This is a genomic window from Actinomycetota bacterium, assembly GCA_040754375.1.
GTDB lineage: Bacteria > Actinomycetota > Acidimicrobiia > Acidimicrobiales > AC-14 > JBFMCT01.
The window spans coordinates 99,634-123,358 of sequence record JBFMCT010000002.1 but is presented as its reverse complement, the minus strand read 5'-3'; the positions used below and the strand labels follow the sequence as shown (position 1 = coordinate 123,358).

Annotated in this window: 21 protein-coding genes; 6 read left to right on the top strand and 15 right to left on the bottom strand. The window is 71.3% G+C overall.

The window, feature by feature from the left end; all coding sequences use genetic code 11:
* Positions 1-6 precede the first annotated feature (6 nt).
* Together AB1673_01675 and arsC are read right to left on the bottom strand one after the other, a co-directional pair.
* Complete coding sequence (locus AB1673_01675) at positions 7-1,671, bottom strand: serine/threonine-protein kinase (protein MEW6152685.1); 1,665 nt, start codon at positions 1,669-1,671, stop codon at positions 7-9.
* A 46-nt stretch (positions 1,672-1,717) separates the two neighbouring features.
* Positions 1,718-2,077: an arsenate reductase (glutaredoxin) gene (gene arsC, locus AB1673_01670; protein MEW6152684.1), complete on the bottom strand. Its 360-nt coding sequence runs from the start codon at positions 2,075-2,077 to the stop codon at positions 1,718-1,720.
* A 19-nt stretch (positions 2,078-2,096) separates the two neighbouring features.
* On the opposite strand from arsC, the gene AB1673_01665 reads away from it, so the two are divergent.
* Positions 2,097-3,128: an NAD(P)-dependent oxidoreductase gene (locus tag AB1673_01665; GenBank protein ID MEW6152683.1), complete on the top strand. Its 1,032-nt coding sequence runs from the start codon at positions 2,097-2,099 to the stop codon at positions 3,126-3,128.
* Between the two features lie 21 nt (positions 3,129-3,149).
* Here AB1673_01665 and AB1673_01660 read toward each other — a convergent pair whose 3' ends face one another.
* The 3 genes from AB1673_01660 to AB1673_01650 all read right to left on the bottom strand — a co-directional run bounded on the left by AB1673_01660 (position 3,150) and on the right by AB1673_01650 (position 6,779).
* The gene (locus AB1673_01660; GenBank protein MEW6152682.1) at positions 3,150-3,833 is read right to left on the bottom strand and encodes an MBL fold metallo-hydrolase; all 684 of its coding nucleotides are present in this window, start codon (positions 3,831-3,833) and stop codon (positions 3,150-3,152) included.
* Between the two features lie 10 nt (positions 3,834-3,843).
* Positions 3,844-5,730, bottom strand: a complete 1,887-nt coding sequence (gene malQ, locus AB1673_01655; protein MEW6152681.1) for a 4-alpha-glucanotransferase — start codon at positions 5,728-5,730, stop codon at positions 3,844-3,846.
* A gap of 62 nt (positions 5,731-5,792) precedes the next feature.
* Positions 5,793-6,779 (bottom strand): DUF4349 domain-containing protein, encoded by a 987-nt coding sequence (locus tag AB1673_01650; protein MEW6152680.1) that lies wholly within the window; start codon positions 6,777-6,779, stop codon positions 5,793-5,795.
* Between the two features lie 87 nt (positions 6,780-6,866).
* Here AB1673_01650 and AB1673_01645 point away from each other — a divergent pair, with 87 nt between their 5' ends.
* Together AB1673_01645 and AB1673_01640 are read left to right on the top strand one after the other, a co-directional pair.
* Complete coding sequence (locus AB1673_01645) at positions 6,867-7,157, top strand: hypothetical protein (protein ID MEW6152679.1); 291 nt, start codon at positions 6,867-6,869, stop codon at positions 7,155-7,157.
* A gap of 19 nt (positions 7,158-7,176) precedes the next feature.
* Positions 7,177-7,752 carry a response regulator gene (locus AB1673_01640; protein ID MEW6152678.1) on the top strand — a complete coding sequence of 192 codons (576 nt, stop codon included), beginning with the start codon at positions 7,177-7,179 and terminating at the stop codon, positions 7,750-7,752.
* A gap of 64 nt (positions 7,753-7,816) precedes the next feature.
* Here AB1673_01640 and AB1673_01635 read toward each other — a convergent pair whose 3' ends face one another.
* Entirely contained in the window at positions 7,817-8,626 is an 810-nt protein-coding gene (locus tag AB1673_01635) for a hypothetical protein (GenBank protein MEW6152677.1), read from the bottom strand.
* Positions 8,623-9,282: a metal-dependent transcriptional regulator gene (locus AB1673_01630; protein MEW6152676.1), complete on the bottom strand. Its 660-nt coding sequence runs from the start codon at positions 9,280-9,282 to the stop codon at positions 8,623-8,625. Before AB1673_01630 ends, AB1673_01635 begins: the two co-directional genes overlap by 4 nt.
* Positions 9,283-9,350: 68 nt before the next feature.
* On the opposite strand from AB1673_01630, the gene polA reads away from it, so the two are divergent.
* The 3 genes from polA to AB1673_01615 all read left to right on the top strand — a co-directional run bounded on the left by polA (position 9,351) and on the right by AB1673_01615 (position 15,259).
* Complete coding sequence (polA, locus tag AB1673_01625) at positions 9,351-12,029, top strand: DNA polymerase I (GenBank protein MEW6152675.1); 2,679 nt, start codon at positions 9,351-9,353, stop codon at positions 12,027-12,029.
* A 368-nt stretch (positions 12,030-12,397) separates the two neighbouring features.
* Positions 12,398-13,729, top strand: coding sequence for a 30S ribosomal protein S1 (gene rpsA / locus AB1673_01620; GenBank protein ID MEW6152674.1), 1,332 nt, complete (start codon positions 12,398-12,400; stop codon positions 13,727-13,729).
* Between the two features lie 111 nt (positions 13,730-13,840).
* Complete coding sequence (locus AB1673_01615; protein ID MEW6152673.1) at positions 13,841-15,259, top strand: hypothetical protein; 1,419 nt, start codon at positions 13,841-13,843, stop codon at positions 15,257-15,259.
* 147 nt (positions 15,260-15,406) lie between these two features.
* Here AB1673_01615 and AB1673_01610 read toward each other — a convergent pair whose 3' ends face one another.
* From AB1673_01610 to cpaB, 8 genes are all read right to left on the bottom strand, one after another.
* The gene (locus tag AB1673_01610) at positions 15,407-15,622 is read right to left on the bottom strand and encodes a Flp family type IVb pilin (protein ID MEW6152672.1); all 216 of its coding nucleotides are present in this window, start codon (positions 15,620-15,622) and stop codon (positions 15,407-15,409) included.
* Positions 15,623-15,779: 157 nt separating this feature from the next.
* Complete coding sequence (locus AB1673_01605; protein ID MEW6152671.1) at positions 15,780-16,433, bottom strand: response regulator transcription factor; 654 nt, start codon at positions 16,431-16,433, stop codon at positions 15,780-15,782.
* Between the two features lie 85 nt (positions 16,434-16,518).
* Positions 16,519-18,168, bottom strand: a complete 1,650-nt coding sequence (locus AB1673_01600) for a GAF domain-containing sensor histidine kinase (GenBank protein ID MEW6152670.1) — start codon at positions 18,166-18,168, stop codon at positions 16,519-16,521.
* A gap of 11 nt (positions 18,169-18,179) precedes the next feature.
* Positions 18,180-19,106 (bottom strand): type II secretion system F family protein, encoded by a 927-nt coding sequence (locus AB1673_01595; protein MEW6152669.1) that lies wholly within the window; start codon positions 19,104-19,106, stop codon positions 18,180-18,182.
* 52 nt (positions 19,107-19,158) lie between these two features.
* On the bottom strand, positions 19,159-20,124 hold the full coding sequence (locus AB1673_01590; protein MEW6152668.1) for a type II secretion system F family protein: 966 nt from the start codon (positions 20,122-20,124) through the stop codon (positions 19,159-19,161).
* The gene (locus AB1673_01585; protein ID MEW6152667.1) at positions 20,121-21,608 is read right to left on the bottom strand and encodes a CpaF family protein; all 1,488 of its coding nucleotides are present in this window, start codon (positions 21,606-21,608) and stop codon (positions 20,121-20,123) included. Before AB1673_01585 ends, AB1673_01590 begins: the two co-directional genes overlap by 4 nt.
* Before the next feature lie 10 nt (positions 21,609-21,618).
* Positions 21,619-22,875, bottom strand: coding sequence for an AAA family ATPase (locus tag AB1673_01580; protein ID MEW6152666.1), 1,257 nt, complete (start codon positions 22,873-22,875; stop codon positions 21,619-21,621).
* 10 nt (positions 22,876-22,885) lie between these two features.
* Positions 22,886-23,602, bottom strand: a complete 717-nt coding sequence (gene cpaB / locus AB1673_01575) for a Flp pilus assembly protein CpaB (protein MEW6152665.1) — start codon at positions 23,600-23,602, stop codon at positions 22,886-22,888.
* Between the last annotated feature and the right edge of the window lie 123 nt (positions 23,603-23,725).

Genomic DNA, 23,725 nt, shown 5'->3' with positions numbered 1-23,725 from the left:
CGCAGCTCAGTCGTCGTCGTCACGGTCCCGGTCGCCCGAGCGGCCCCGGCCGTTGCCCTGGCCCCGGCCCGGGACGTCGTCGGGCCGCCCCGAAGGGGCGGGCTCGACGGTGGCCGGCGACGGAGGGACCGTCGTGGCCACCGTCGTGGGCACGGCCACTTGGGAGTCGACGCCCGGGACCTGGCGCAGCAGGTCGAGGGCCTGGGCGGTGGCCACGCTTCCCAGTTGGCCCGACTGGTACCAGGTGGCGACCCGGATGATCAGGTTGGTGGCCTCCCCACCCTGACCGGCATCCGAGGACTCGACCCGGCCGGCCAGTCTGTCGAGCAACGACCCCAGCTCCTCGGCCCTCGGCCCGTCGTTGGGGTTGTCGAGCCGGCTGGCCAGGTCCCGCAGGGCGGCGGCCAGGCGCTGTGCGGGTGTGGCCTCGACCGCGATCTCCTCCCCGGCCGTCGCCCCGCCGCCGGGGGCGGCGACCGGCTGCTCGGCCCCTCGGGCCACCAGCGCGAGCACGACGACCAGCAGGGCCAGGCTCAGCCACAGGAGCCGGGGCCACGTGCTGAACGGGGCGACCCGCACGGGCCGCGGTCCCCGGCGGGGGGGTGGGCCTCCCCGGCGGCTCGTCCGGCGGGCCTCAGGGGCGGCCGTGACCGCCCGCCCAGTCGGCCCCTCGACAGGACCGGCCACGACGGGCAGGACCATGGTCCCCCCAGCCATCGCTTCGCCGATCCCTTCGCCTGTACCTACGCCGGTCCCCTGGCCGATCCTCTCGTCGACGGTCGGGTCGGCCACGTGAACGGACAGGCCCGACGCCATGGCCTGGGCGGAGGCGGGCCGGCCGCCGGGCACCCGTGACATGGCGGACTCGACCACCGCGACGAGGTCGGGCGGGGCGTCGGGGCAGCGCTCGCCCAGCGGCACGTGGGCCCCCGAACCGATGGCCTGGGCCACGTCCAGCGGGTTGTCGCCCTGGAAAGGTTTCTCACCCGACAGCGCCTCGTAGAGCACCACTCCCAGGGCCCACAGGTCCGACCGGGGCGTGGCCGTGCGCCCTTCGAGCCGCTCGGGGGCCACATACGCCGGGGTGCCGAGCAGCTGGTCCGTCTGGGTCAGGTCCAGCGCGGCCTGGTCCTGCCCGGCCCCGTCGCCCGTGCCCGCGCTCTTGGCGATCCCGAAGTCGCCGATCTTGGCCGTGCCGTCGGACGCGATCAGGATGTTGCCGGGCTTCACGTCCCGGTGCACGATCCCCTTGCGGTGCGCCGCCCCCAGCGCCCCGAGCAGACCCACGGCCGCCGTGCGCAGCCACTGGGCATCGACCGGCCCGAGGGCCAGGCGGTCGGCCAGGGTCTCGCCCGGCAGCCGCTCCATGACCAGGAAGGGGGCGCCGTGGTGCTCGCCGGTGTCGTACACAGCCACGGCGTTGGGGTGGGAGAGGCCGGCCGCGGCCCTGGCCTCGGCCTCGAAACGGGTCCGCACGTCGTGGCGGGCGGCCAGCTCGGGCCTGAGCACTTTCACGGCCACTGCCCGGTCGAGGCGCAGGTCCACGGCATCGAACACGTCGGCCATGCCACCGCGGCCCAGCAGGCCCCCTAGCCGGTACCGGCCGGCCACGACCGACCCGGAGCTGACCGGGGAGGTCGCGCTGGTGGTCTCGTGCGGGGTCGTCTGCACCATGGGCCGTCCTACCCGACGAGGGCCGTGACGAACCCCGGGCCCATCAGCCCGCGGGCGGGTCGAGCAGCTCGAGGAGGCGTTCGGCCGGGCGGGCGACAACGGCCCGGTCCCCGACCACGACGATCGGCCGCTGGATGAGCACAGGGTGGGCCACGAGAGCTTCGAGCAGCGTTTCGCGGTCGGCCCCGTCCAGCCCCAGCTCGGCGTAGACGGGCTCCTTGGTACGGACGATGTCCCTGGGGTCGTCGGTGCCCAGCTTGGCCAGGACCTCCTCCAGCTGGGCGCGGGAGGGGGCCTGCTCGAGGTAGCGCACATAGTCGGCGTCGATCCCCCGCTCCCGCAGCAGGCCCTCGGCCGTGCGGCAGTTCGAGCACGCGGGGTTGAAGTAGACCGAGACGTCCATCGGTGCCACTGTACGGGCCGTGACCGCCCCCTCCGCCCTCGTGACCGGAGCCACCGGCTTCATCGCCTCCCATCTCGTGCCCGCTCTGCTGGCTGGCGGCTGGTCGGTGCGGGCCACCGGTCGCCGGGGCCGCCCGGCCGGCCTGCCGGCTGCCGCCGAGTACCAGCCCGTCGACCTCGTCGAGGCCCGGCCCGAGGACATGACCAAGCTCCTGGCGGGGGTGACCCACGTCTTCCACCTGGCCGGGGCCTCGAGCTCGCGCTCGTCGGAGCAGGAGATGGTCCGCAACAACGTCGAGGCGACCGAGCGCCTCTTTGCGGCCGTGGCCGCCAGCGACACGGTGGAGCGCGCCCTGCACATGAGCAGCACGTCGGTCTACGGCGAGGCCGTCCAGCTCCCTTCCCCGGTGCCCGAGGAGGTCGAGCCCCGGCCCAGCCGTTCCTACGGCAAGGCCAAGTGGGGGGCCGAGCAGGTCGTGTGGCGCCATGGCCGCGACGGGCTACCCGTCGTCGTGCTGCGCCCTGTCTCGGTCCATGGCCCGGGCACCGTCAAGCTGCTGGCCAGCGCCATCTTGGACGCGGCCATCGAGAGGTTCATGGGCCTCGACCGCCTGGCCGTGCACGCGGTGCCCGTGGAGCAGCGCCTCGTCCACATCGACGACCTGGTGGGCGCCACTGTCCACCTGGCCCGTCACGGGAGTGCCCCGGGCCGGGCCTTCAACATCGCCTCGGGCGTCTACCCGACCAGCCACGACGTGGCGTCGGTGCTGGCCGGCCACTTCGGGATGGAGGTCGAGCTCAGCGACGACCCCGACTGCGGCCCCCCCTACGACGAGCGCCAGAAGGCGTGGTCGTCGATGCTCGAACGGGGCATGACCGACGCCATCCTGCTCACCCGGGAGCGCTTCCGGTTCATGCGCAAGGCCAACGTCAACAACCGCCTGAGCCTCGACAACCTCTCCTCGACGGGCTTCGAGCTGCGCCACACCGACCCGGCCACCGAGATCGTGGCCGACGCCCGCTGGTGCGAGGCCAACCGCTGGATCGTCTGAACCCGCCGGCCCCCGGGGGGGTCAGGTCGGGAGCATGGCCTTGATGAACGGGTTGGTGGCCCGTTCCTGGCCCAAGGTGGTGGTGTCGCCGTGGCCGGGCAGCACCTGCACCTCGTCGGGCAGGGGCAGGACCTTGGCGATCATCGACTCGACGAGCTGCTCGAACGAGCCCCCGGGCAGGTCGGTGCGCCCGATCGAACCGGCGAACAGGTGGTCCCCCGTGAACAGCACGGGCGCCTGACCGTCCACCTCCAGCAAGAAGCACGTCGACCCCCGCGTGTGGCCCGGCGTATGGATGGCGGTGAACGTCATGCCCGCCCCCGAGATCCTCTCCCCGTCGTCGAGGCCCAGCACCAGCTCGGGCGGGCTCACGTCGAGGTCGGAGTAGGCCAGCAGCTCGCTGAGGGTGCCGCCCGTCCCGACGGGGTCGAGCAGCATGTGACGGTCCCCGTCGTGGATGTGGACGGGGACCGGGCCAGGATGGTGCACACCTCCCACCACCTCGGACACCCCGCCCACGTGGTCGACGTGGCCGTGGGTGGCCAGGACGGCCACCAGCTTCAGGCCCTTGTCGCGCAGGTGCCCGAGGATGGCCTCGGGGTCGGGGGGAGCGTCGATGAGCACGCACTCGCCCCCTGGCCCCGACGGCGCCACCACCCACGCGTTGGTGCCCGCCACCCACAGCCGGAGCCCCTCGATCTGCACCCGGCCGACGCTAGCTGTCGGGACCAGGAGGGCTGTCACCTCGGAGCAGGCCGGCGAGGCGCCCCGGGCGGGGGTCGTCCTCCACGGCTTCAAGCGGTTCGGGCAGGGCGATCGACCAGTTGGGCCAGGCGTCGGTGGTGCCGGGCATGTTGGGGCGCTCCTCGACGGTCAGCGCGTCGTCGAGGGAGGCCGTCATCAGCAGGCACGGGGCCCGGGCCAAGGCCCGGTAGGCGCCCTCGACGACGGCCTCGGCCCGGGCGCCGTCGTCGACCGCGGCCAGCCGGCGGAGGCGGTCCCGGGTCTGGCCGGCGGCATCGTCATTGACGTCCATGCCGATGGAGCGCTGGGCGTCGGCGTCCGAGCCTGTCCACAGGCCGGCCACCGTGGGCAGGTCGTGGGTGGTGACAGCCGCCAGGGCCTTCTCGGGCCACGTCTGGGGGTCGCCGGGCTCGAACCACAACAGCCGGTAGGACAGCACGTTGCGGGCCGCCAGCTCGTCCCGCACGCCGTCTTCGACCGTGCCCAGGTCCTCACCGACCACGAACGCCCCGGCCCGGTGGCTCTCCAAGGCCAGGATGTCGAGCATGTCCGAGGCCGGGTAGCGGACGTAGGTCCCGTCGGTGGGGCTCGCCCCCTCGGGGACCCAGAACAGCCGGAACAGGCCCATGACGTGGTCGACCCGCACCCCCCCTCCCCGCCCCAGCGACGCCCGGAGGGTCTCGGCCCACGGCCCGTAGCCGGCCGAGCGCAGCTTCCAGGGGTCGAAGGGGGGCACCCCCCAGTTCTGGCCCCGGGTGTTGAAGTCGTCGGGCGGCGCGCCCACGGCCATTCCGGCCACGACCACGTCCTGCCACAACCATGCGTCGGCACCCGCCCCGTCGACCCCCACCGCCAAGTCGTGCACCACGGCCAGATCGCCGGAGGCCGCTCGGAGCTGGAGGTCGAGGCACCACTGGAGCCACATGTGGAACCGGGCCCGGTCGCGGTGGGCGTCGCGATAGGCCCGGACGGCGGGCGAGCCCGGGTGGCGGTACTCGGCGGGCCACGCCGTCCACGGCCGGCCGTGCTCCTCGCATAACCCGCAGAACGCGCCGTAGTCGCGCAACCCGTCGCCTTGGTCATCGCACCACTGCTCGAAGTCGGGCCCGGGCTGGCCGCCGATCGCCGTCCAGATTCGCTCCAGGGCGTCGGCCTTCAGGCGCCACACGGCGTCGCGATCGATGAGCCGGCGGGCGTTGAGGGCACGCCCGGCGGCCGCCACCCCGTCGAGCGAGGCGCCGGCTGCGGCCGCGCCGGGTACCTCTTCCACCCGCAGGTAGAGGGGGCTACGAAAGCGCCGGCTGCTGGGGAAGTAGGGGCTGGCCGCCTGGGGGGTGCCCGGCAGGGCGGCGTGCAAGGGGTTGACGAGCACCAGGCCGGCCCCCAGCTCGGAGGCCGACCACCGGGCCAGGCGGCGGAGGTCGGCCAGGTCGCCGAAACCCCAGCTCTGGAGCGAACGGGCGGCGTAGAGCTGGACGGCCCATCCCCAGGCCCGCCCCGCGGGCAGCGGGCATCGCCCGGGGCTGGCCACCACCGCGGTCGGGGCGCCGTCCTCCAGCCGTTCCAGGCGGTGGTAACCGAGGGGCAGGTCGGCCGGGGCCTCGCGGCCCGTACCCGGGCCGACCTCGATCTGGGCCCCGTCCTCCAGCGTGAGCCGCGACGGCGCGGACAGCGCCAGCTTCTCGCCGGGGTGGACGAACAGAGGCCCGTCGGGGGGCGGTGCGCCCTCGGGGGCCCCGTCGCTCACTGGCCCCGCCCCCATGGCCGCCCAGATGGCCTCCATGGTGGCCGGGGGCGCCTCCTGCCACCGGCCGTCCACGGTGTGGTAGCCGGAGGCCACTCCCCAGGGCTGGGACATCCGAGCGACCGTAGCCCAGGGCCGCGGGGCCGTGGTCCGGTGCCGGGCCAGCGGGGCCGCGGTCAGGCGGCGGGCGCCACCGGGGGCGTCGGGCGCCGGCGCAGGCGCACGACCCCCCACACCACGAGGGCGAGCACGGCCAGGGGGGCCAGGTAACCCACGACGACGATCATCCCCCCGACGACGGCCACCGAGCCGTCCACGGCCCGCTCGAAGCTGCGAGCCAGCCCCGTGGCCGGTTCGGGCTGGGGCCTGACGAAGGCGCCGGCACCGGGCTCATACACCGAAACCGAGATGGTGGCCAGGCTGGCGGCTTGCTCCAGCTGGTTGCGCTGGGCCTGGAGCTGCTCGATCTGCTGGCGTACCGAGAACAGGGCGCTCTGCACCTGCATCACCTCGCCGACGTTGGTCGCCCTCCCCACCAACGTCTGGAGCGACTCCTCTTGGGCCTGCAGGCTGCGCAGGCGGGCGTCGTAGTCGACCAGTTGGCCGCCCACGTCCTCGCCCCGCAGCGACTCGGAGCCCACCGTCCCGACCTGGCGTAGCGCGGCCCGGGCCTCCTCGAAGCGGTCCGAGGGGACCCGCAGGGTCAGGTGGCCCGAGTTGGCCCGCTCCGGGCCCCCGGGGAGCTTGGCGTCAGTACCCGCTGACGACGTGGAAGACGAGGTCACGTACCCGTTGTGGGAGGCGGCGATGGCCGCCACCCGGTCGAAGGCGGCCCCGAAACGGCCCTCGTCCACCTCGATGGCCAGTTCGGCGGTCCGCACGACCCTCGGCCCGGCCGGGTCGACGGTGCCCCCGGGTGAGGGCGGCACCCCGATGGCCTGGCCCCGGGCCACGTCGGGGGCCACGAGGTCGGCCCGACCGTCGAAGGCGGCCGACGACCCTTCGCCGGGCGCGGCCCCGAGCGCCGGCTCGCGGGTGGCGGTGGCCTCGTCGCCGACCGGCCCGGAGGCCTCCCTCACGTCGCCGGTGGTGGCTGCCACCACAGCCCCTGCCACTACGAGCAACGCCAACGCCCCTGCGGCGATCGTCCCTGTCCGGCGCATCCGTCCTGACCTCCCAGTCGGGTTCGTACGCCCGTTGGACGACTGCCGAGGCCCTGTGGTTCCCCCGGGGCCAATTAGACTCCCGGCGTGTCCCGTTGGCTCGTGGAGAAGCGGCTGTCCCAGCAGGCCGAGCGGCTGAAGAAGCTGCGGGCCGAGCTGGCGGTCGTCGACGAACAGTCGGCGTTCCTCAACGACGCGGCCGACGAGGCCCGGCTCCGGGCCCTCGTGTCCGAGACTCCCCTGGCCGACAAGGAGCACCGCGAGGCCCAGAGGCACGCCGATGCCATGGCCCGGCGCAGGACCGAGATCGTGGCCTCGATCGCCGAGCTGAGCCGCGCCCAGGACGAGTTGCTCGACCGGCTGGCCGAGGCCGGCTGAGAATGAGGGGGGCCTTGCGGTGACCGTCCGCGTGGTGATCGCCGAGGACGAAGCCATCATCCGCCTCGACCTCAAAGAGACCCTCGAACAGGAGGGCTACGAGGTCGTGGGCGAGACGGGCCGGGGCGACGAGGCCGTGACCCTGGTCCGTGACCTCGGGCCCGACCTCGCCATACTCGACATCAAGATGCCCGGGATGGACGGCATCTCCGCGGCCCGGGAGATCGTCTCGACCCGCAAGGCGGCCGTCCTGATCCTCACCGCCTTCAGCCAGCGCGACCTCGTACAGCAGGCCACCGAGGCCGGGGCCATGAACTACCTGGTGAAGCCCTTCCAGACCAGCGCCCTGGTCCCGGCCATCGAGGTGGCCCTGGCCCGCTTCGCCGAGGTCAAGTCGCTGGAGCAGCAGTCCGACGACCTGCGTGACCAGCTCGAGACCCGCCGGCTCGTCCACCGCGCCCAGGGCCTGCTCCAGGACCGCCACGGCCTGACCGAGGCCGACGCCTTCACGTTCATCCAGCGCACGGCCATGCGCCTGCGGGTGAAGATGAAGACCGTGGCCGAACAGGTCCTCGCCGGCGAACTGGAGCCTTAGGCGTGGTTGCGGATCACCTCATTCTCGGCGACCGCCACTTCACCTCCCGTGGGTGACCCGGCCGCTACCCGCCGAAGAGCCAGGTCAGGTCGGTGACCTGGCTGGCGGGCGGGGTGACCACGTCGGCCGGGGCGCCGAAGTCGAACAGCTCCATCTCTACGGTGCCCTTGCCCTCGCCCGAACCGGTCTCCAGGCGCAGCTTGCGGGCACGGCCCTCGTCGTCGACCCAGATGTCGACGGGGACTGGCTGGCCGCCGAGGGCGGCCCGGGCTGCTTCGACGGACGGGCCGAGCTCGGGGGGAGCGGCGGCCGCCGCCTGGGCCAGGTCGAGCACCCCTCGGTAGCGGGTGGTGGGCGTGCCCCGCAACCGCCCCTCGCCCACCTTGCGCATCTCCCCGGCGCCCAGCAGGAAGGCCAGGGCCTGCACGGGGTCGGCCGACTGGAGCTGGCCCAAAGGGCCCACGTCGACCCCGGCCACGTCGTCGAGGGCGGCCAGGTCGACTTTGACCCACGGCTTGTCGGGCCCGATCAGGCCCGGCACCCGTACGAACACGCCCGCCGGTTCGAGGACCGTCTCCAGGGGCCCATCGGCCGCGGCCAGCATGGCCCCCAGGTCTCCGTAGTCGAGGTTGAGCGCGCCCCGGCGGCCGGCGAAGTCGACGACCCCCTCGCCCGCGACAGTGGTCGGGCGCGGTCCCGGGAGCACGAGGCGCAGGGCCATACGAGCCGTGCCTTCCTCCAAGGTGGCGGGCCCGGCCGCCCGCACCCGCTCGGCCGCCCCCGCAGTGGGCCCGTCGTCGCCCGCGCAGGCGGCACCCACCAGGGCCAGCACGACGAGCAGGACGGCGGCCCGACCGGCCACCCGCCTCGTCACGTGGTGGCCACGTAGAGCAGGCGCGCCAACCCGGGACCGAGGGCGATGCTGCCCTCTTTGAGGTCGAGGGTCAGGGTGCCGTCGGGGGCCTTGGTACGCACTTCGGCGTCGGCCCCCGGTATGAAACCGTGGCTGTCGAGGTAGTCCAGGGCTTCCTGGTCGACCTCGACCTGCTCGGTGACCCGCTCCAGCCGCACCCGGTCACCAGGTTGGGTGTCGGCCAGGGGGTACAGCTCGACGTCGGGGGCCTCGGACCCGGGGATGGGGTTGCCGTGGGCGCACGACGTCGGGTTGCCCAAGATGGTGCGGATGCGCTCCTCAACGGCGTCGGACATCACGTGCTCCCATCGGCAGGCCTCGATGTGGGTCTGGCTCCAGGGGATCCCGATCACGTCGAGCAGGAAGCGCTCGGCCAGCCGGTGCTTGCGCACCACGCTCTCGGCCCGCTCCCGGCCCGGGGCCGTGAGCTGCAGCACGCGGCGGTCGATCGTCACGTAGCCGTCCTCGCGCAGACGCTTGACGGTCTCGGACACCGTCGGCGCCGAATGGCCCAGGTGCTCGGCCAGGCGAGCCTGGATCACCAGGGTGCCCTCCTCCTCGAGCTCCCAGATCGCCTCCAGGTACTCCTCGACGGGTGGGTGGAAGCCGTCGGCCATGACCGGCCATCCTACCGGCCCGGGCCCCACCCCCGTCCGGCGCCGTCCGCCGTACCATCTGCTGGCAGATGGCCCGCTACCTCCTCCTCGACGGCAACTCGCTCGCCTACCGCGCCTTCTTCGCTCTCCCGACGACGCTGGCCACGGCCTCGGGCCAGGTGACCAACGCGGCCTTCGGGTTCACCTCCATGCTCATCAACCTGCTCAAGGACCACCGCCCCGACGGCATCGTCGTGGCCTGGGACCGGCCCGAGCGGACGTTCCGCCACGACCTCGTGCCCGCCTACAAGGAGGGCCGGGCCGAGGCGCCCGACATCCTGCGCCAGCAGATGGGCCTGATCCGCCAGGTGGTCGAGACCCTCAAGATCCCCATGGTCGACGCCCCCGGCTTCGAGGCCGACGACGTGATCGCCACGCTGGCCACCCAGGCTCGCGACCGCCACGACGAGGTGATCGTCGTCACCGGCGACCGCGACGAGTTCCAGTTGGTCGAGGACCCGTGGGTCAAGGTCCTCTACAACCTGCGGGGCGTGTCCGACTACCTGCTGCTCGACGAGGCCGGCATCGAGGGACGTACGGGCGTGAAGCCGTCCCTCTACCCGATCTACGCCGCCCTGCGGGGCGACCCGTCCGACAACCTGCCGGGCGTACCTGGTGTGGGCGCCAAGACGGCGGCCAAGCTGGTCAACACCTGGGGTGACCTCGACAGCGTGTTCGCCAACGTCGACTCGAACACCCCCAAGCTGCGGGAGAACCTGCGGGCCGCCGAGGACCAGGTCCGCAGTAACGCCACCGCCACTCCCCTGGTGCGCGACGTCCCCCTCGACGTCCACCTCGACGACCTGCGTATGGGCCGCTACGACCTCGACGAGGTCCGCACCCTGTTCCGCTTCTTGGAGTTCAACACGCTGCTGCCCCGCCTCCAGGAGGCGGTGGGCAACGGCGTGGCGCCCGCCCCGGCGCCCCCCGCCGAGACCCTCGACGTCGAGACCCGCACGGTGCGCACCGGGGCCGAGGCCGCCGACCTGTTCACCTCGCTGGCCGCAGGCCCGGGGCCCGTCTCGTTGGTGGCCGCCTGGACGGGCGAGGAGGGCCGGTCCCCGCTGGCGGGCGTGGCCGTGGCCACCGGCCCGGCCGGCGCGGCCTGGGTGACTGCCGACCTGCTGGCCACCTCCGAAGCCCGCGAAGCCCTGTCGGCCCTGCTGGCCCGGGGCGGGCCTCCCCTGGTCACCCACCACGCCAAGGAGCTGACCAGGGGTCTTGGGCGGCTGGGCGTCGACGTCGGCTCCCTCGACGTGGACACGGCCATCGCCGCCTATCTCATCGACCCGGCCGAGGGCACCTACGCCCTCGAAGGCCTGGCCGCCCGCTACCTGGGCGTCGAGCTGCGCTCGCCTGACGCGCCGCCCGCCGGCCAGCTCGACCTGGCGGGCACGGCCGCCCAGCCCGCGGACGAGGCCGGCCTGCGGGCGGTGGCCACCGCCCGGCTGGCCGAAGTCCTCGACGAAGCCATGGGGGCGCGAGGCCTGCGCCGGCTCTACGACGACGTCGAGCGCCCCTTGGTGAGGGTCCTGGCCCGGATGGAGGACGCCGGCGTGCGGGTCGACGTGGACCAGCTCCGGGAACTGAACCAGGGCCTCGTCGAAGAAGGCCGGCGGCTCGAACAGCAGGTGCAGGAGCTGGCCGGCGAGCCGTTCCTCGTCAACTCGACCGTGCAGCTACGCCACGTGCTGTTCGACAAGCTCGGCCTCGAACCCCAGAAGAAGACCAAGACGGGCTTTTCGACCGACGCCGCCTCCCTGGAGAGGCTGCGGGGCCAGCACCCGATCATCGAGCCCCTCCTGCGCTACCGGGAAGTCGAGAAGCTGCGCTCCACCTACGGCGAGAACCTCATCGCCGAAGTCGGCCCCGACGGGCGTATCCACGCCACGTTCAACCAGACGGTGGCCCGCACGGGCCGGCTCAGCTCCGACCGTCCCAACCTCCACAACATCCCCATCCGCACCGAGGAGGGCCGCAAGATCCGGCGGGCCTTCGTCCCCGCCGACGGGTGCCGCTTCCTGGTGGCCGACTACAACCAGATCGAACTGCGGGTCATCGCCCACCTGGCCGAGGACCCGGGGCTGGTCGAGGCCTTCACCACCGGCCAGGACATCCACCGGGCCACGGCCGCCCGCATCTTCGGGTGCGACCCGGCCGAGGTCACGATCGGGCAGCGGTCGAAGGCCAAGATGGTCTCCTACGGGCTGGCCTACGGCATGGAGGCCTACGGGCTGGGCCAGCGCCTGGGCATCCCCACCGACGAGGCCGCCCACATCCTGGGGGCCTACTTCGAGGCCTTCCCAGCCGTGCGCTCGTACATGGACCGCACGGTGGCCGAGGCTCGCGACCGGGGGTACACCGAGACCTTGTTCGGCCGCCGCCGCCACATCCCCGAGCTGTCGTCGTCGAACTTCCGGCTGCGCCAGGCCGGAGAACGCCAGGCCATGAACGCCGGCATCCAGGGCCTGGCCGCCGACATCTTCAAGATGGCCCTGGTCCGCCTCGACCGGGCCCTGGCGACCGAAGGGCTGCGGAGCCGCCTGGTGCTCCAGGTGCACGACGAGGTCATCCTCGAAGTGCCCCCCGACGAGGAGGAGGCCGCCCGCGGGGCCACCCTCGAGGCCATGTCAGGGGTGTGCGAGCTGTCGGTGCCCCTCGAGGTCAACGTGTCCTGGGGCGCCAGTTGGGCCGACGCCAAGGGGTGAAGTGGCGCCTCAACTGGTCCCCGGGCAGGGCGGGCCGGATCGACGGTAGACTGGAGTGTTTGGGTGACCATGAGCGGAGGAGCACCCGCGAACGCCTCCCGGGAGTTGACCGACCGGGGGAGATCATGTTCCAGAAAGAAGGCTGACCAACAACCATGTCCGACCAGGCCGAAGCGCAGCGCGAGGCCGCTACGACCGACAGCGCAACAGAAGTGACCGGCGGGGAGCAACCCCAGGGGGTGGCGCCCGCCGAGAGCGCCCCCACCACCCCGACCGAGGCGGCCCCGGCGGCCGCCGAGGAGACCTCGGGGAACCAGACAGAGGGTGACTACGTCTACCGGACAGTCATCGACGACGACCTCGGGGGCATGTCCTTCGAGGAGGCGATCGCCAACACGATCGTCGAGTTCGACGACGGCGACATCGTCAAGGGTGTGATCGTCAAAGTCGACAAAGACGAGGTCCTCCTCGACATCGGGTTCAAGTCCGAAGGCGTGATCCCGGCACGCGAGCTGTCGATCCGCCACGATGTCGACCCCAGCGAGATCGTCTCCCTCGGCGAGGAGGTCGAGGCCCTCGTGCTCCAGAAGGAGGACAAGGAGGGCCGGCTGATCCTCTCCAAGAAGCGGGCGCAGTACGAGCGGGCCTGGGGCACGATCGAGCGCATCAAGGAGCAGAACGGCGTCGTCTCGGGGCCGGTCATCGAGGTCGTCAAGGGTGGCCTCATCCTCGACATCGGGCTGCGGGGCTTCCTGCCCGCATCCCTGGTCGAGCTGCGCCGGGTGCGAGACCTGATCCCCTACGTGGGCCGCAACCTCGAAGCCAAGATCATCGAGCTCGACAAGCACCGCAACAACGTCGTGCTGTCGCGCCGGGCGTGGTTGGAGGAGACCCAGAAGGAACAGCGCGAGGAGTTCCTCGACAACCTCAAGCCAGGCGAGCGCCGCAAGGGCACCGTCTCGTCGGTGGTCAACTTCGGGGCGTTCGTCGACCTCGGGGGCATGGACGGTCTCGTCCACGTGTCCGAGCTGTCGTGGAAGCACGTCGACCACCCGTCCTCGGTCGTCCAGGTGGGCGACGAGGTCGAGGTCGAGGTGCTCGAGGTCGACCTCGACCGCGAGCGCATCAGCCTCTCGCTCAAGGCCACCCAGCAGGACCCGTGGCAAGAGTTCGCCAACAACCACCGGGTGGGCGAGCTGGTCTACGGCCGGGTCACCAAGCTCGTGCCGTTCGGTTCGTTCGTCCAGGTGGGTGACGGGATCGAGGGCCTGGTCCACATCTCGGAGATGGCCGCCCACCACGTGGAGCTACCCGAGCAGGTCGTCACCCCCGGCGAGGAGCTGTGGGTCAAGATCATCGACCTCGACCTCCAGCGCCGGCGAATCAGCCTGTCGATCAAGCAGGCGGCCGAGGGCGGTGTCGTGGCCCCCGAGTACCAGGAGGCGTTCGGCGAGCACGCCTACGACGAGCACGGCAACTACATCGGAGCGGAGTACCCGGCCGCCGACTTCACGCCCGAGTCCGAGGGCCAGGCCGCGTGGGCAGCCGAGTACGCCGCCCAGCTGGCAGCCGAGGAGGCGGCCGCGGCCGCCGGCGGCACCCCCCCGGGAGCCGATGCCCCCGAGCCGGGAGCCGACGCCCAGGCCGGGCACGGCCAGGAGGACCCGGGTGGGGAGCAGGCTGGGGGCCCCACCGGGTAACCGCCCGGCTTCCCGACGAGGGCGGCGGCGAACCGCGACGATCGAGGCAATACTCAGCCCAGTGACCACGACCCACGCAGTTCCGGCGCGGGCCGGCGAGGGGGTGAGGCCTTGCCCACCGTGATGAGGCGCCTACGGGCACCCAGCCTCGAGTCGCTGTTCGTCGCCGCCCTCGTGCTCTTCGGTTTCCGGCTCGGCGCCCTGCCGATCTCGGACAACTCCATGTTCACCCACCTGCGAACGGGCATCGACATGGCCGGAGGCGCGGGCGTCCCTCGTGAGGACCCGTACTCCTATACGGCCGCAGGCGCCGAGTGGGTCGTGCAGAGCTGGCTGGCGGCGTGGAGCTACGGCGCTCTCGAGAACCTGGGCGGCTTCAGGCTCGTGGTCCTCCAACACGCCCTGCTCATGGCGTTGCTCGCCTTCCTCGTGGCCCGCTTGGCCCGGGCCGGCACCCCGCTGCGTACCGGCCTCTCGGCCACCCTGGCCGTGGGCCTGGGGGCCCCGTTCTGGTCGCCTCGCCCGTTGATGTTCGGCCTCATCTGCTTCGCTCTGGTCGTCACGGTGGTCGAGAAGCGGCGAACCCCGTGGCTGCTGCTGCCGATCGTGTGGGTGTGGGCCAACACCCACGGCTCGTTCCCCATCGGGCTGGTCTGGCTCGGGGCCCGGGCCGCGGGCGAGTGGCTCGACTGGCGCTACTGGCCCAAGGACACCGCCCGCTACGTGTGGGCCTTCCTCGGAGGTCTCGCCCTCTCGGTGGCCAACCCCCTGGGGGCCAAGCTGCTCCTCTTCCCGCTCACCCTGGGAGAGAAGAGCGCCGTGTTCGCCCGGGTTGTGGAATGGCGGTCACCCGACTTCCACGGCGGCCGGGTAATGATCTCCCTCCTGGTCCTGGCGGTGGTCCTCACCCTCTTGTTCCGGGCCCGGCTGACGTGGCGGGACGCCGTACCGGCGATGGTATTCCTCATCCTGTCGCTGTACGCCGTGCGGAACGTTCCGCTGCTGGCCGTCGTGCTCGCCCCCGTGCTCCAGCGGATCATGCGGCGGCCTGAGAGCGCCCGGCCCCGGCCCAGCGCCACACCCACCCAACTCCGTACCAACCGCGCGCTGGCCGCCACGCTGGCGGCCGCGTTCTTGCTGTTCGGCATCGGGACGTGGAACAACCAGCCTCTCCGGCTGGACACCTACCCGGTCGAAGCTGTCGACTTCCTGGAGGCCAACGGCCTGCTCGAAGCCCCCAACCGTCTGGCCCACCAAGACGTGGTCGGCAACTACCTCCAGCTCCGCTTCGGGCGCAGCGTCGAGGTGTTCATCGACGACCGGGTCGACATGTACCCCGTGGCCGTGTCCGACGACTACTTCGACCTGCTCAGGGGCGCAAGGACGTGGGACGGGGTGATCGACCGGTACGGCGTGAACGTCGTGCTGTGGTCGAGAGACCTCCCCCTCGCCCAGTTGCTGACACTCGACCCCAGGTGGCGGCAGGCCTTCAGCGATGAAGACTGGGTGGTCTTCCGCCGGGCAGGGTGACCCCCGGGGCGCCAAGGGGGGTGGTGTCTAAACCCTCCCCAGGCGGCCGACCGCCCCGTTCCCGGCTCGGCGACACACGCGAAGAAGCGGGCCCGGAGGCCCGCTTCTTCGCTCGCTGACCGGGGGTCAGGGAACCTGTGCCCAGGATCAGCCGGCGCCGCCAGCCTCGCCGATCTGGCTGCCGACGTTGGAGAAGGTGCTGTCAGCGTTGTCGCCCAGGACCTGGATGGCGGCGATGCAGACCACGGCGATGAGGGCCACGAGCAGGGCGTACTCGACGAGGGCCGCACCACGCTCGGACTTGCCGAACGTCGCACGCAGGTAGGGGGCGATGTGGGTCTTGAAGTAGGCCACGAGGTCCATTGATCTCTCCTGTTCTGTCGACCCCACCTCCGGGGCCTTGTAGTACATGTATCGAGATCCCTGGGCATCACCTTGATGGGCCATTCGGCTCACTCTCGGGATTCCCTTATCCCACGCACCACAAGCGCCTCCGGGCCGGGCCCCGGCGACCGCTTCGTCAGTCGAGCCGGATGATCCCCAGGCGGACGGCGCGCACCACGGCCTGGGTGCGGTCCCGGGCGTCGAGCTTCTGGTAGATGGAAGCCAGGTGGTTCTTCACCGTCTTGAGGCTGATGAACAGCTGGGCGGCCACCTCGGGCAGCGACAGGCCGTCGGCCACCAGTTGGAGGACCTCCTCCTCCCGGGCGCTGATAAGGGACGCCTCGCGGCTGTTCAACCGGCGGGCCTCCACCAGCATCGAACCAGCCAGGTCCTGGGAGAGCCCGCCCTCGCCGCAGGCCAGCTGCACGGCGGCTACGACCTCCTCGGTCGAACAGTCCTTGACCACGTAGCCCGCGGCCCCGGCCTGCAACGCCCTGGTCATCAGGTCGGCGTCGCCGTGCATGGTGAGTATCACGACCTGGGTCGACGGCAGTTGGGCGCGGATGAGCCTGGTCGCCTCGATCCCGTCGAGCACCGGCATGGTGACGTCCATGAGGACCACGTCGGGGCGTAGGTCGCGAGCCATGCGGACGGCCTCCTCGCCGTTGGATGCCTCCCCGACCACGTCCATCCCGCTGTCGGCCATCGAACGGCGCAGGCCATCGCGCAACATCCGGTGGTCGTCGGCCAGCAGGAGGCGGGGCTGGCGGCCGTCAGCGGCAGGGTTCACAGCGCCCGTCCTATCAGCAATGGTGTTCATGAGGCTCCCATCTGTCACCGGCGGGCGCCCGGGGCGGGCGCTCGTCGCTTGCCCGTCACGGGCTACTGCCCAGGCGGCAGCGCACGACGGTGCCGCCTCCGGGCACGGAGTCGACATCGAGGACCGCTCCGATGGCATCGGCCCGCTCGCGCATGCCGGTTATCCCGAACGAGCCGTCCTTGGCTTGGTTGGGCACGAAGCCCCGCCCGTCGTCGGCCACGACGAGCAGGGCGTCCCCTCCGCCGCTTTCCCAGCGCACGCTCAGGTGACGGGCGCGGGCGTGACGCTCGACGTTGGTGATGGCCTCCTGGGCGATGCGCCAGAGCTCGCGTTCCTGCACCACCGGCAGGCGGTGAGGGGCGTCATGGCTGAAGTTGACGTCCATGCCCGATCGGCCCTCGACCCGGTCGAGGTAGGTCACGATGGTCTCGACGAGGCCGCGGTCGTCGCTGATGTCGGCCCGGAGGTCGCCGAGGGTCTCTCGCACCTCGGCCACCGCCTCGCGCACCTCCGACCGCAGCTCGTCGATCTCCTTGCGCAGGACGTCGTCGTCGGTACGGCGCCTCACGCGGTCGAGACCGAAGGCCACACTGGCCAGGGACTGCCCCAGCCGGTCGTGCATGTCGCGGGCGATGCGCACCCGCTCCTCGTCGGCGCCGATGGCCCGGAGCCGGGCGAACCAGCGGGCGTTGTCGATCCCCAGAGCGGCGGGCTCGATGAAGCCGTCGAGGAGCTGGAGCTCGCGGCGCCCGTAGAACCCGGGGGCGTGATGCTCCAGCGCGACCAGGCCGACCAGCGCCCCTCGGGCCCGAAGCGGGGCATAGAGCCCCGAGTGGGACAGGACCTCAGGTCCCAGGCCCTCCCCCGGGCCGAGGACCAAGGCGAGAGAAGCCACGCTCGAGGCCATGGTCGATGCCAGGGCAGGAGGCAGCTCGTGGTCCTCGAAGGCCCGGCCCACGGTGGTGCCCTCGGCCGCGACCACGACCCATCGGGATGTGGCCTCGTCACGGACGAGGACGGCGGCCACATCGCTGGCCACGATCGTCTTCAGGCGGGCCACCGTCGAATCGGCCACGCTCTTGAGGTTGAGCGAGGCCGGCAGGTGCTGGGCCACGCGGTGCAAGGAGACGAGCAACTCGTTGGCCTCCACCAGCTCGGCCATGCGGTCCATGGTCCGGGAGTGCTGGCGCTGGGCGTCGCCGAAGATCCGCCGGGCGTAGCCGGCCAGCAGGGCGACCAGCAGGAGCTCCACCATCCACTGGCCGGATACCTGGAGGTCCCGCCCGGTGGAGCCGTCGCTGGTGATCGCGTAGGGCACGCTCACCGCTAGCCCGGCAGCTAGGGCCAGGCGGGCCGCGAACCAGTGGCCTCGGGCGAAGCCCGCGGCCACCACGCCGGTAACGATGCAGAAGGCGAAGGGCGAGTCCCAGTAACCGGTGCTGGCGATGGCGGCCGAGGCCAGGCCGACCTCACCCAGGTAGGGCAGCAGGGCGAGGGCCCGCCGGGCTGGGTCCGGGCTGGCCACCGCGGGCTGCAGGGCCAGGGGCCGGTACGTTCGCCAGATGGCGTAGGTAAGGAGGATGAGCCCCCACGTGACCACCGGCCGGGCCAGTGGTCCCCGGAAGGGGGCCACGGCCAGGCCGGCGGCCAGGGTCCCCCAGCGCACGCCGTTGACCAACGGCTGGAAGGGAGCGCGGCGGCTCATCGTCGGAAGGGCTAGTTGCCGAGCACGCTCGTGAAACCGGGGGCCGCGGGGCCGAGGATCACGATCATGATGGCCGGGAAGATGAACAGGGTGAGGGGGAGCAGCATCTTCACAGGCAGCTTGGCCGCCTTCTCCCGGGCCCACTGGCGCCGCTTGGCCCGCATCTCGGCCGCCTGGGTGCGCAGCACCCGGCCGATGGGGATGCCCAGAGCGTCGGCCTGCATGAGAGCGAGCACGAAGTTGGACAGCTCGGGCTGCTCGGTGCGGCGCTTGAGGTTCTGGAAGGCGTCCCGCCGGGGCAGGCCCAGCTCCATCTCCTTCAAGGTCCGGTGGAACTCGTCGGCCAGCGGAGACTGGAAGTGCTGGCAGACGACGTCGAGGGCGCCTTCGAACCCCATGCCCGCTTCCACCGAGATGGCCAGAAGGTCGAGGGTGTCGGGCAGGTCCTTGAAGATGGCCAGCTTGCGGGCGTCGACCTTGCGTTGCAGCCACGAGGCCGGCAGCATGATGCCCACGGCCGGCAGGAGCAGGAGCACGAGGAGTGCCCGGCTGGCGACCGGCTCGCTCAAGACCACCCACAGCAGGGCACCCACGGTGAGCACGGCCGTCAGGGCCATCTGGCCGACCACGAACTCCTCGGCCCTGACCGAGTTGGCCATGCCCGCGTGCAGCAGCTTCTTGTGAACGTTCTCGACGTAGTTCTTGGGCGTCAGCTTGGTGATGCCGCCCAGGGCCTGGCCCAGAGGGTGGACGAGGCGCATGACGAACGGCTCCGCCAGCCGGCGCTCGTACTCGTCGGTGGGGCCGTTCTCGTCGTCGAGCTGGCGGAGGTACTCGCCGGCATCGAGCGCCGGGCGCTGGGCCCTCACGCCCGCGTAGGCGATGAGCGCTCCGGCCAAGGCCAGAGAGACGGTGATGGCTATGCCGAGGGAGCTCATCGGTGGTTTCCTCCAGGCAGGGTCTTGCGGGGAGTCGTCGGACGGTCCATCGTCAGACCTCGATCTTGGTCATGCGGAAGATGATCGCCGCGCCGATGGCCACCATGGCGGCGGTCCCGGCCAGCACGACGATCCCCCACCCCTGGTACATGGGCTCCATGTAGCCGGGGCTGATGGTCTGGATCATGAAGAGCATGAAGGGGGCCATGCCGCCGAGGATCCAGGCCGAGATACGGCCCTCGGCCGTCAGGACCTGGACCTCCCGGCGCACCTCGTCACGGGCCCGGATGAAGTCGGACAGGGTGTGCAGCAGGTCGGCGAGCCGGCCCCCGACCGTCTGCTGGATGCGGATGGCCTGCACGACCCAGTCGAGATCCCGGATCTGGAGGCGCTGCGACATACGGCTGAGGGCGTCGACCAAGGGGTCCCCGAGGCGGGTCTCGTTGACGACCCGGGCGAACTCCTCCGATATCGGGGGCTCGGACTCCTCGCACATCATCTGGATGGCTCGCAGGAAGGTGTGACCGGCCGACAGGGACGAGGCGATGAGGCTCAGCGCGTCCGGCAGAGCGGCCTCGAACTTCTTGCGGCGCCCGGCGATCCGGCGCTTGATGGCGGCCTGCGCCCCGATGGGCCCGATGGCCAGGCCCACGAGGCCGAATAGCCACACGGTGGTCAGCCCGTAGAGAAGGGCGGCCAGCGCGACCGACGAACAGGCCGTGATCACCACGAACTCGGCCGGCTTCATCGGGATCCGGGCCCGCTCGAGGGACGCCTTGAGCGACCCCTTGGCGTCGAACTGGGTCACCATCCGGCCCGCGAACCCGACCGTCCCCTCGACGATGGGACTGCGGGTCTCGGTCAGCGCCTCCACCCGCACGTCGCGCTCCCCGAAGGGGAGGTCGAGGATCTCGGCCAGCATCTTGTCCCGGTTGCGGACCTTGACCAGCCAGCCGGCAACGACCAGCGACAGGCCGAAACCGACCAGCAGCATGGATGCAACAAGTGAAGTGCTCATCGTGCCCTCTCCGGTCGTACGAGCTGGGAGATGTTGGGGACCTTGGCGTTGCGCAGGCGAGTCGACGGCTGGGTGGCCGGGGCGGGCGGCCGGAAGGCCTTGGCCGGGATCTCGACCCCGACCTCGCCCAGCTTGTCGAGGAACTTGGGCCGCAGGCCCGTGGGGGCCAGTTCGCCGTCGGGCTTGCCGTCCTCGCCGCGAGCGTTCTGGCGGAACTTGAAGATGTCCTGCATGAGGATCGTGTCGCCCTCCATGCCCTGGAGCTCGGTGAGAGCGGTCACCACCCGCCGCCCGTCGGGCAGGCGGTCGAGGTGCATGACCAGGTGAAGGGCGGAGCAGATCTGCTCGCGGATGGCCCGGACCGGTAGGTCGTAGCCGGCCATGAGGACCATGGTCTCCAGCCGGCTCAGGGCGTCGCGGGGGCTGTTGGAGTGGACGGTGGTCATCGAGCCCTCGTGGCCGGTGTTCATGGCCTGGAGCATGTCGAGGGCCTCGCCGCCCCGGACCTCACCCACGATGATGCGGTCGGGACGCATACGGAGGGCGTTGCGCACGAGGTCACGGATGCGGACCTCGCCGGCGCCTTCGGCGTTGGGCGGTCGGGCCTCGAGGCTGATCACGTGGGCCTGCTGGAGCTGGAGCTCGGCCGCGTCCTCGATGGTGATGATGCGCTCGTTCTCGGGGATGAACGACGACAGCACGTTGAGGTTCGTCGTCTTACCGGTACCGGTACCTCCCGAGACCAGCACGTTGAGCTTGCCCCGGACGCACGCTTCGAGCACCACCGTGAGGTCGAGGGTGAACGTGCCGAAGTTGATCAGGTCCTTGGCCGTGTACGGGTCAGCGGCGAACTTTCGGATGGTCAGGACCGAACCGTGGATGGCCAGGGGCGGGATGACGGCATTGACACGGGAACCGTCAGGGAGGCGGGCGTCGACCATGGGCGAACCCTCGTCGATGCGCCGGCCCACAGCTCCCACGATCTTCTCGATGACCTGGCGGTACTGGGCGTCGTCGGTGAACGAGGCACCCGTGTGCTGGAGGCGGCCGTCGCGCTCCACCCAGATGTCGTCGAAGCTGTTGCACATGATCTCTGTGATCGACGTGTCAGCCAGCATGGGGTCGAGGGGGCCGTAGCCAAGCGTGTCCTGGATGACCTCCTGGACGAACTTGCGACGCTCCGACGGGGAGATCTTCACCTGCTCGCTCTGGAGGATGGCGTCGAGGGCATTGCGGACCTCGACGGCCAGGCGCTCACCCGAGAGACCCCCGATCTTGGGGGCCACCTCGGCCAGCACCAGCTCCCTCACCTTGCGCTTGTTGGCTTGCCAGCCGGCCGACGCGGCGGCCGTGCGGGGGCGGTTACCGGGGGTGGCAGCCGTGGCCGCCGCCGGCTGCTGCTGACCGGGACGGCGGGGCCGGGGCGGCTCCGCGGTCACGCGGTCCTCTTCTTCGATGGCTGCGAGCTTGTCTGAGAGCTTCACGGTTCCCCTTCTACGACTGGGTCGGCTTGAGGAGCGGACGGAACATGCGGGCGAAGAAGCCCTCGGGCTTGCCGACACCGTTGACGACAGGCAGGCGGAGGGCGTTGTCGGCCGGCAGGAGCGGGACGAGGCCCGTGTGGAGGCGCCGGCTGATCTCCGAGGTAGGCGCGAAGGCCAGGATCGGGGTGCCGACGTTGACTGACTTGCTGACCTCTCGGGCATAGGGCAGTACTGCCTGGAAGCCCTGCGAGAACAGCTTGGTGATCTGGTCCACGTCGAGGCCGACGTCCTTCTCGGCCTTGTTGAGGATCAGGTTGATGTTGTCGCTGGGGATCTTCAGCTTGTCGAGGGTGTTCAGGAAGACGCCCATGTTGCGCACGCTGGGCAGGTCCATCGTGGCCATGACGTAGAGGCTGCTGGACAGGTCGAAGGCGGCCAGCACGACCTCGCTGAGCTGGGCGGGCGTGTCGACCACGACGTAGTCGTACTTCGACCGGGCCGCTTCGAGGACCTTGGTGACGTCGGTGGGGTGGATCCGGTCGGCGTCCGAGGGGTCCTTGGGGGCAGCCAGCACGTGGATCCCGGTGTCGTGGACCACCATGTACTCATCGAGGTGGGAAGCCAGGTCGCCGTCCTCCTCGTCGCGGTTGAGCAGGTCGGCGATCGAGTAGCGGGGCCGCAGACGAAGCGCCGTGGACACCTCCCCGAACTGCAGGTCGAGGTCGATCACGCACGTCCGCTTCCCGGTGTGGTGCTGGAGGAAGTAGGCCAGGTTGGTGGCGAAGAACGTCTTGCCACAACCGCCGGTGGCCGAGGCGATGGTGAAGACGTTGGCCGTCTGAGGGGTCGATGCCGCCGGGCTCGGGAGCTGGGCCGTGTTGGCCACCGGCCGGCTGAGGGCAACGGCCCGCTCGAGAGTCTCCCGCAGCACCCGGTCGGTGACGGGGAGGTGGAGCAGGTCGATGGCACCGGTGCGGACGATGTCCCGGAGCTGGGCCTCGGGCCTCTCGGAGAAGGCCAGCACCATGCTCATGGCCGGCAGCTCGTCGTGGATGACCTGGAGCCGGTTCAGGCCCGACTTGGTGCCCAGCGAGGGCCCGGCCACCAGCACGTCGAACGGGCCGTCCTCGGTGAGCATGTCGCCCACCTGGCCCGGGCGGTCGCAAGGGACCACCTCGGGCCGGGGACGGAGCTCGCCGGCCACGCTCCGGACCTGGTTGGCCAGGTCCGGGTCGCGCTCCAGAACGAGGATCTTCGGGTTGCGCATGGTGTCGCTCCTACAGGGTCTTGAGGGCTTGACCGGCGTTGACGCCGGGGGTGCCGCCGACGGGCGGCTGGTCCTTGGCGGCCAGGGCGAAGTAGAGGCGCTGGAAGCTGGTCAGGTAGACGAGCTGCTCGCCCTCCTCGGGGGAGACGGCCAGCAGGAACACCAGACCCGCTCCGTCAGGCCGGCCGGCCGCGCCCGCCAGCGTCGAGCCGTTGACATTGAGGATCTCGACGCCCTGCATGATCAGCTTGGCCTGGCTCTGGCTGGCATCAGCCGACAGCAGGCCGTAGATGTTGATGCGGTCGCCGGCGCCCGCGAACCCGGCTACACCCGGGACGTTGGCCAGCTCGAGAGCCAGGGCTGTCTTGCCGTCGGGGATCGTCAGCGTCCCGATGCGGGTCTGGGCCTGGGCCCACTGGTCGGCGGTGAGGACCTGGCCCTCGGGCACGCCGAGGACGGCGTTGAGCCCGGCCAGCTGCGAGGGGTCGGTCAGGGCGTTGGCCGGTTTGGCCGACTCGGGGATCTGCTTGCTCTTCACGAGGCCCTGGTTGAGGGCGTTGCCGCCCGAGGTGCCCGAAGGGATCGGCTTGGCCGCGTAGAGCACGGCGACCCGGGGGCCACTGGCGGCCGAGCCACCGTCGTCACGGGCAAGCAGGTAGGTGGCGCCGGCGCCGACCAAGAACACGGCCAGGCCCAGGACCACGATGAGGTTGGATCGTTTTGCCATCACATCTCCCGGTCAGTTGCTGAGGAACTCGGTAGGGGGCCCCCGGCAGTCCGGTGGTCCGCCCCCTAGTTCTCGGCCCGACCCGACCGGGACTTGAACGAAAAATAGGTCTAAAGGCCTACT

Coding starts and splice junctions, on each gene's coding strand:
- rpsA (MEW6152674.1), top strand. CDS start 12,398: ATGTCCTTCGAGGAGGCGATCGCCAACACGATCGTCGAGTTCGACGAC.
- cpaB (MEW6152665.1), bottom strand. CDS start 23,602: ATGGCAAAACGATCCAACCTCATCGTGGTCCTGGGCCTGGCCGTGTTC.
- polA (MEW6152675.1), top strand. CDS start 9,351: ATGGCCCGCTACCTCCTCCTCGACGGCAACTCGCTCGCCTACCGCGCC.
- AB1673_01600 (MEW6152670.1), bottom strand. CDS start 18,168: ATGAGCCGCCGCGCTCCCTTCCAGCCGTTGGTCAACGGCGTGCGCTGG.
- arsC (MEW6152684.1), bottom strand. CDS start 2,077: ATGGACGTCTCGGTCTACTTCAACCCCGCGTGCTCGAACTGCCGCACG.
- AB1673_01580 (MEW6152666.1), bottom strand. CDS start 22,875: ATGCGCAACCCGAAGATCCTCGTTCTGGAGCGCGACCCGGACCTGGCC.
- AB1673_01590 (MEW6152668.1), bottom strand. CDS start 20,124: ATGAGCACTTCACTTGTTGCATCCATGCTGCTGGTCGGTTTCGGCCTG.
- AB1673_01650 (MEW6152680.1), bottom strand. CDS start 6,779: ATGCGCCGGACAGGGACGATCGCCGCAGGGGCGTTGGCGTTGCTCGTA.
- malQ (MEW6152681.1), bottom strand. CDS start 5,730: ATGTCCCAGCCCTGGGGAGTGGCCTCCGGCTACCACACCGTGGACGGC.
- AB1673_01630 (MEW6152676.1), bottom strand. CDS start 9,282: ATGGCCGACGGCTTCCACCCACCCGTCGAGGAGTACCTGGAGGCGATC.
- AB1673_01610 (MEW6152672.1), bottom strand. CDS start 15,622: ATGGACCTCGTGGCCTACTTCAAGACCCACATCGCCCCCTACCTGCGT.
- AB1673_01595 (MEW6152669.1), bottom strand. CDS start 19,106: ATGAGCTCCCTCGGCATAGCCATCACCGTCTCTCTGGCCTTGGCCGGA.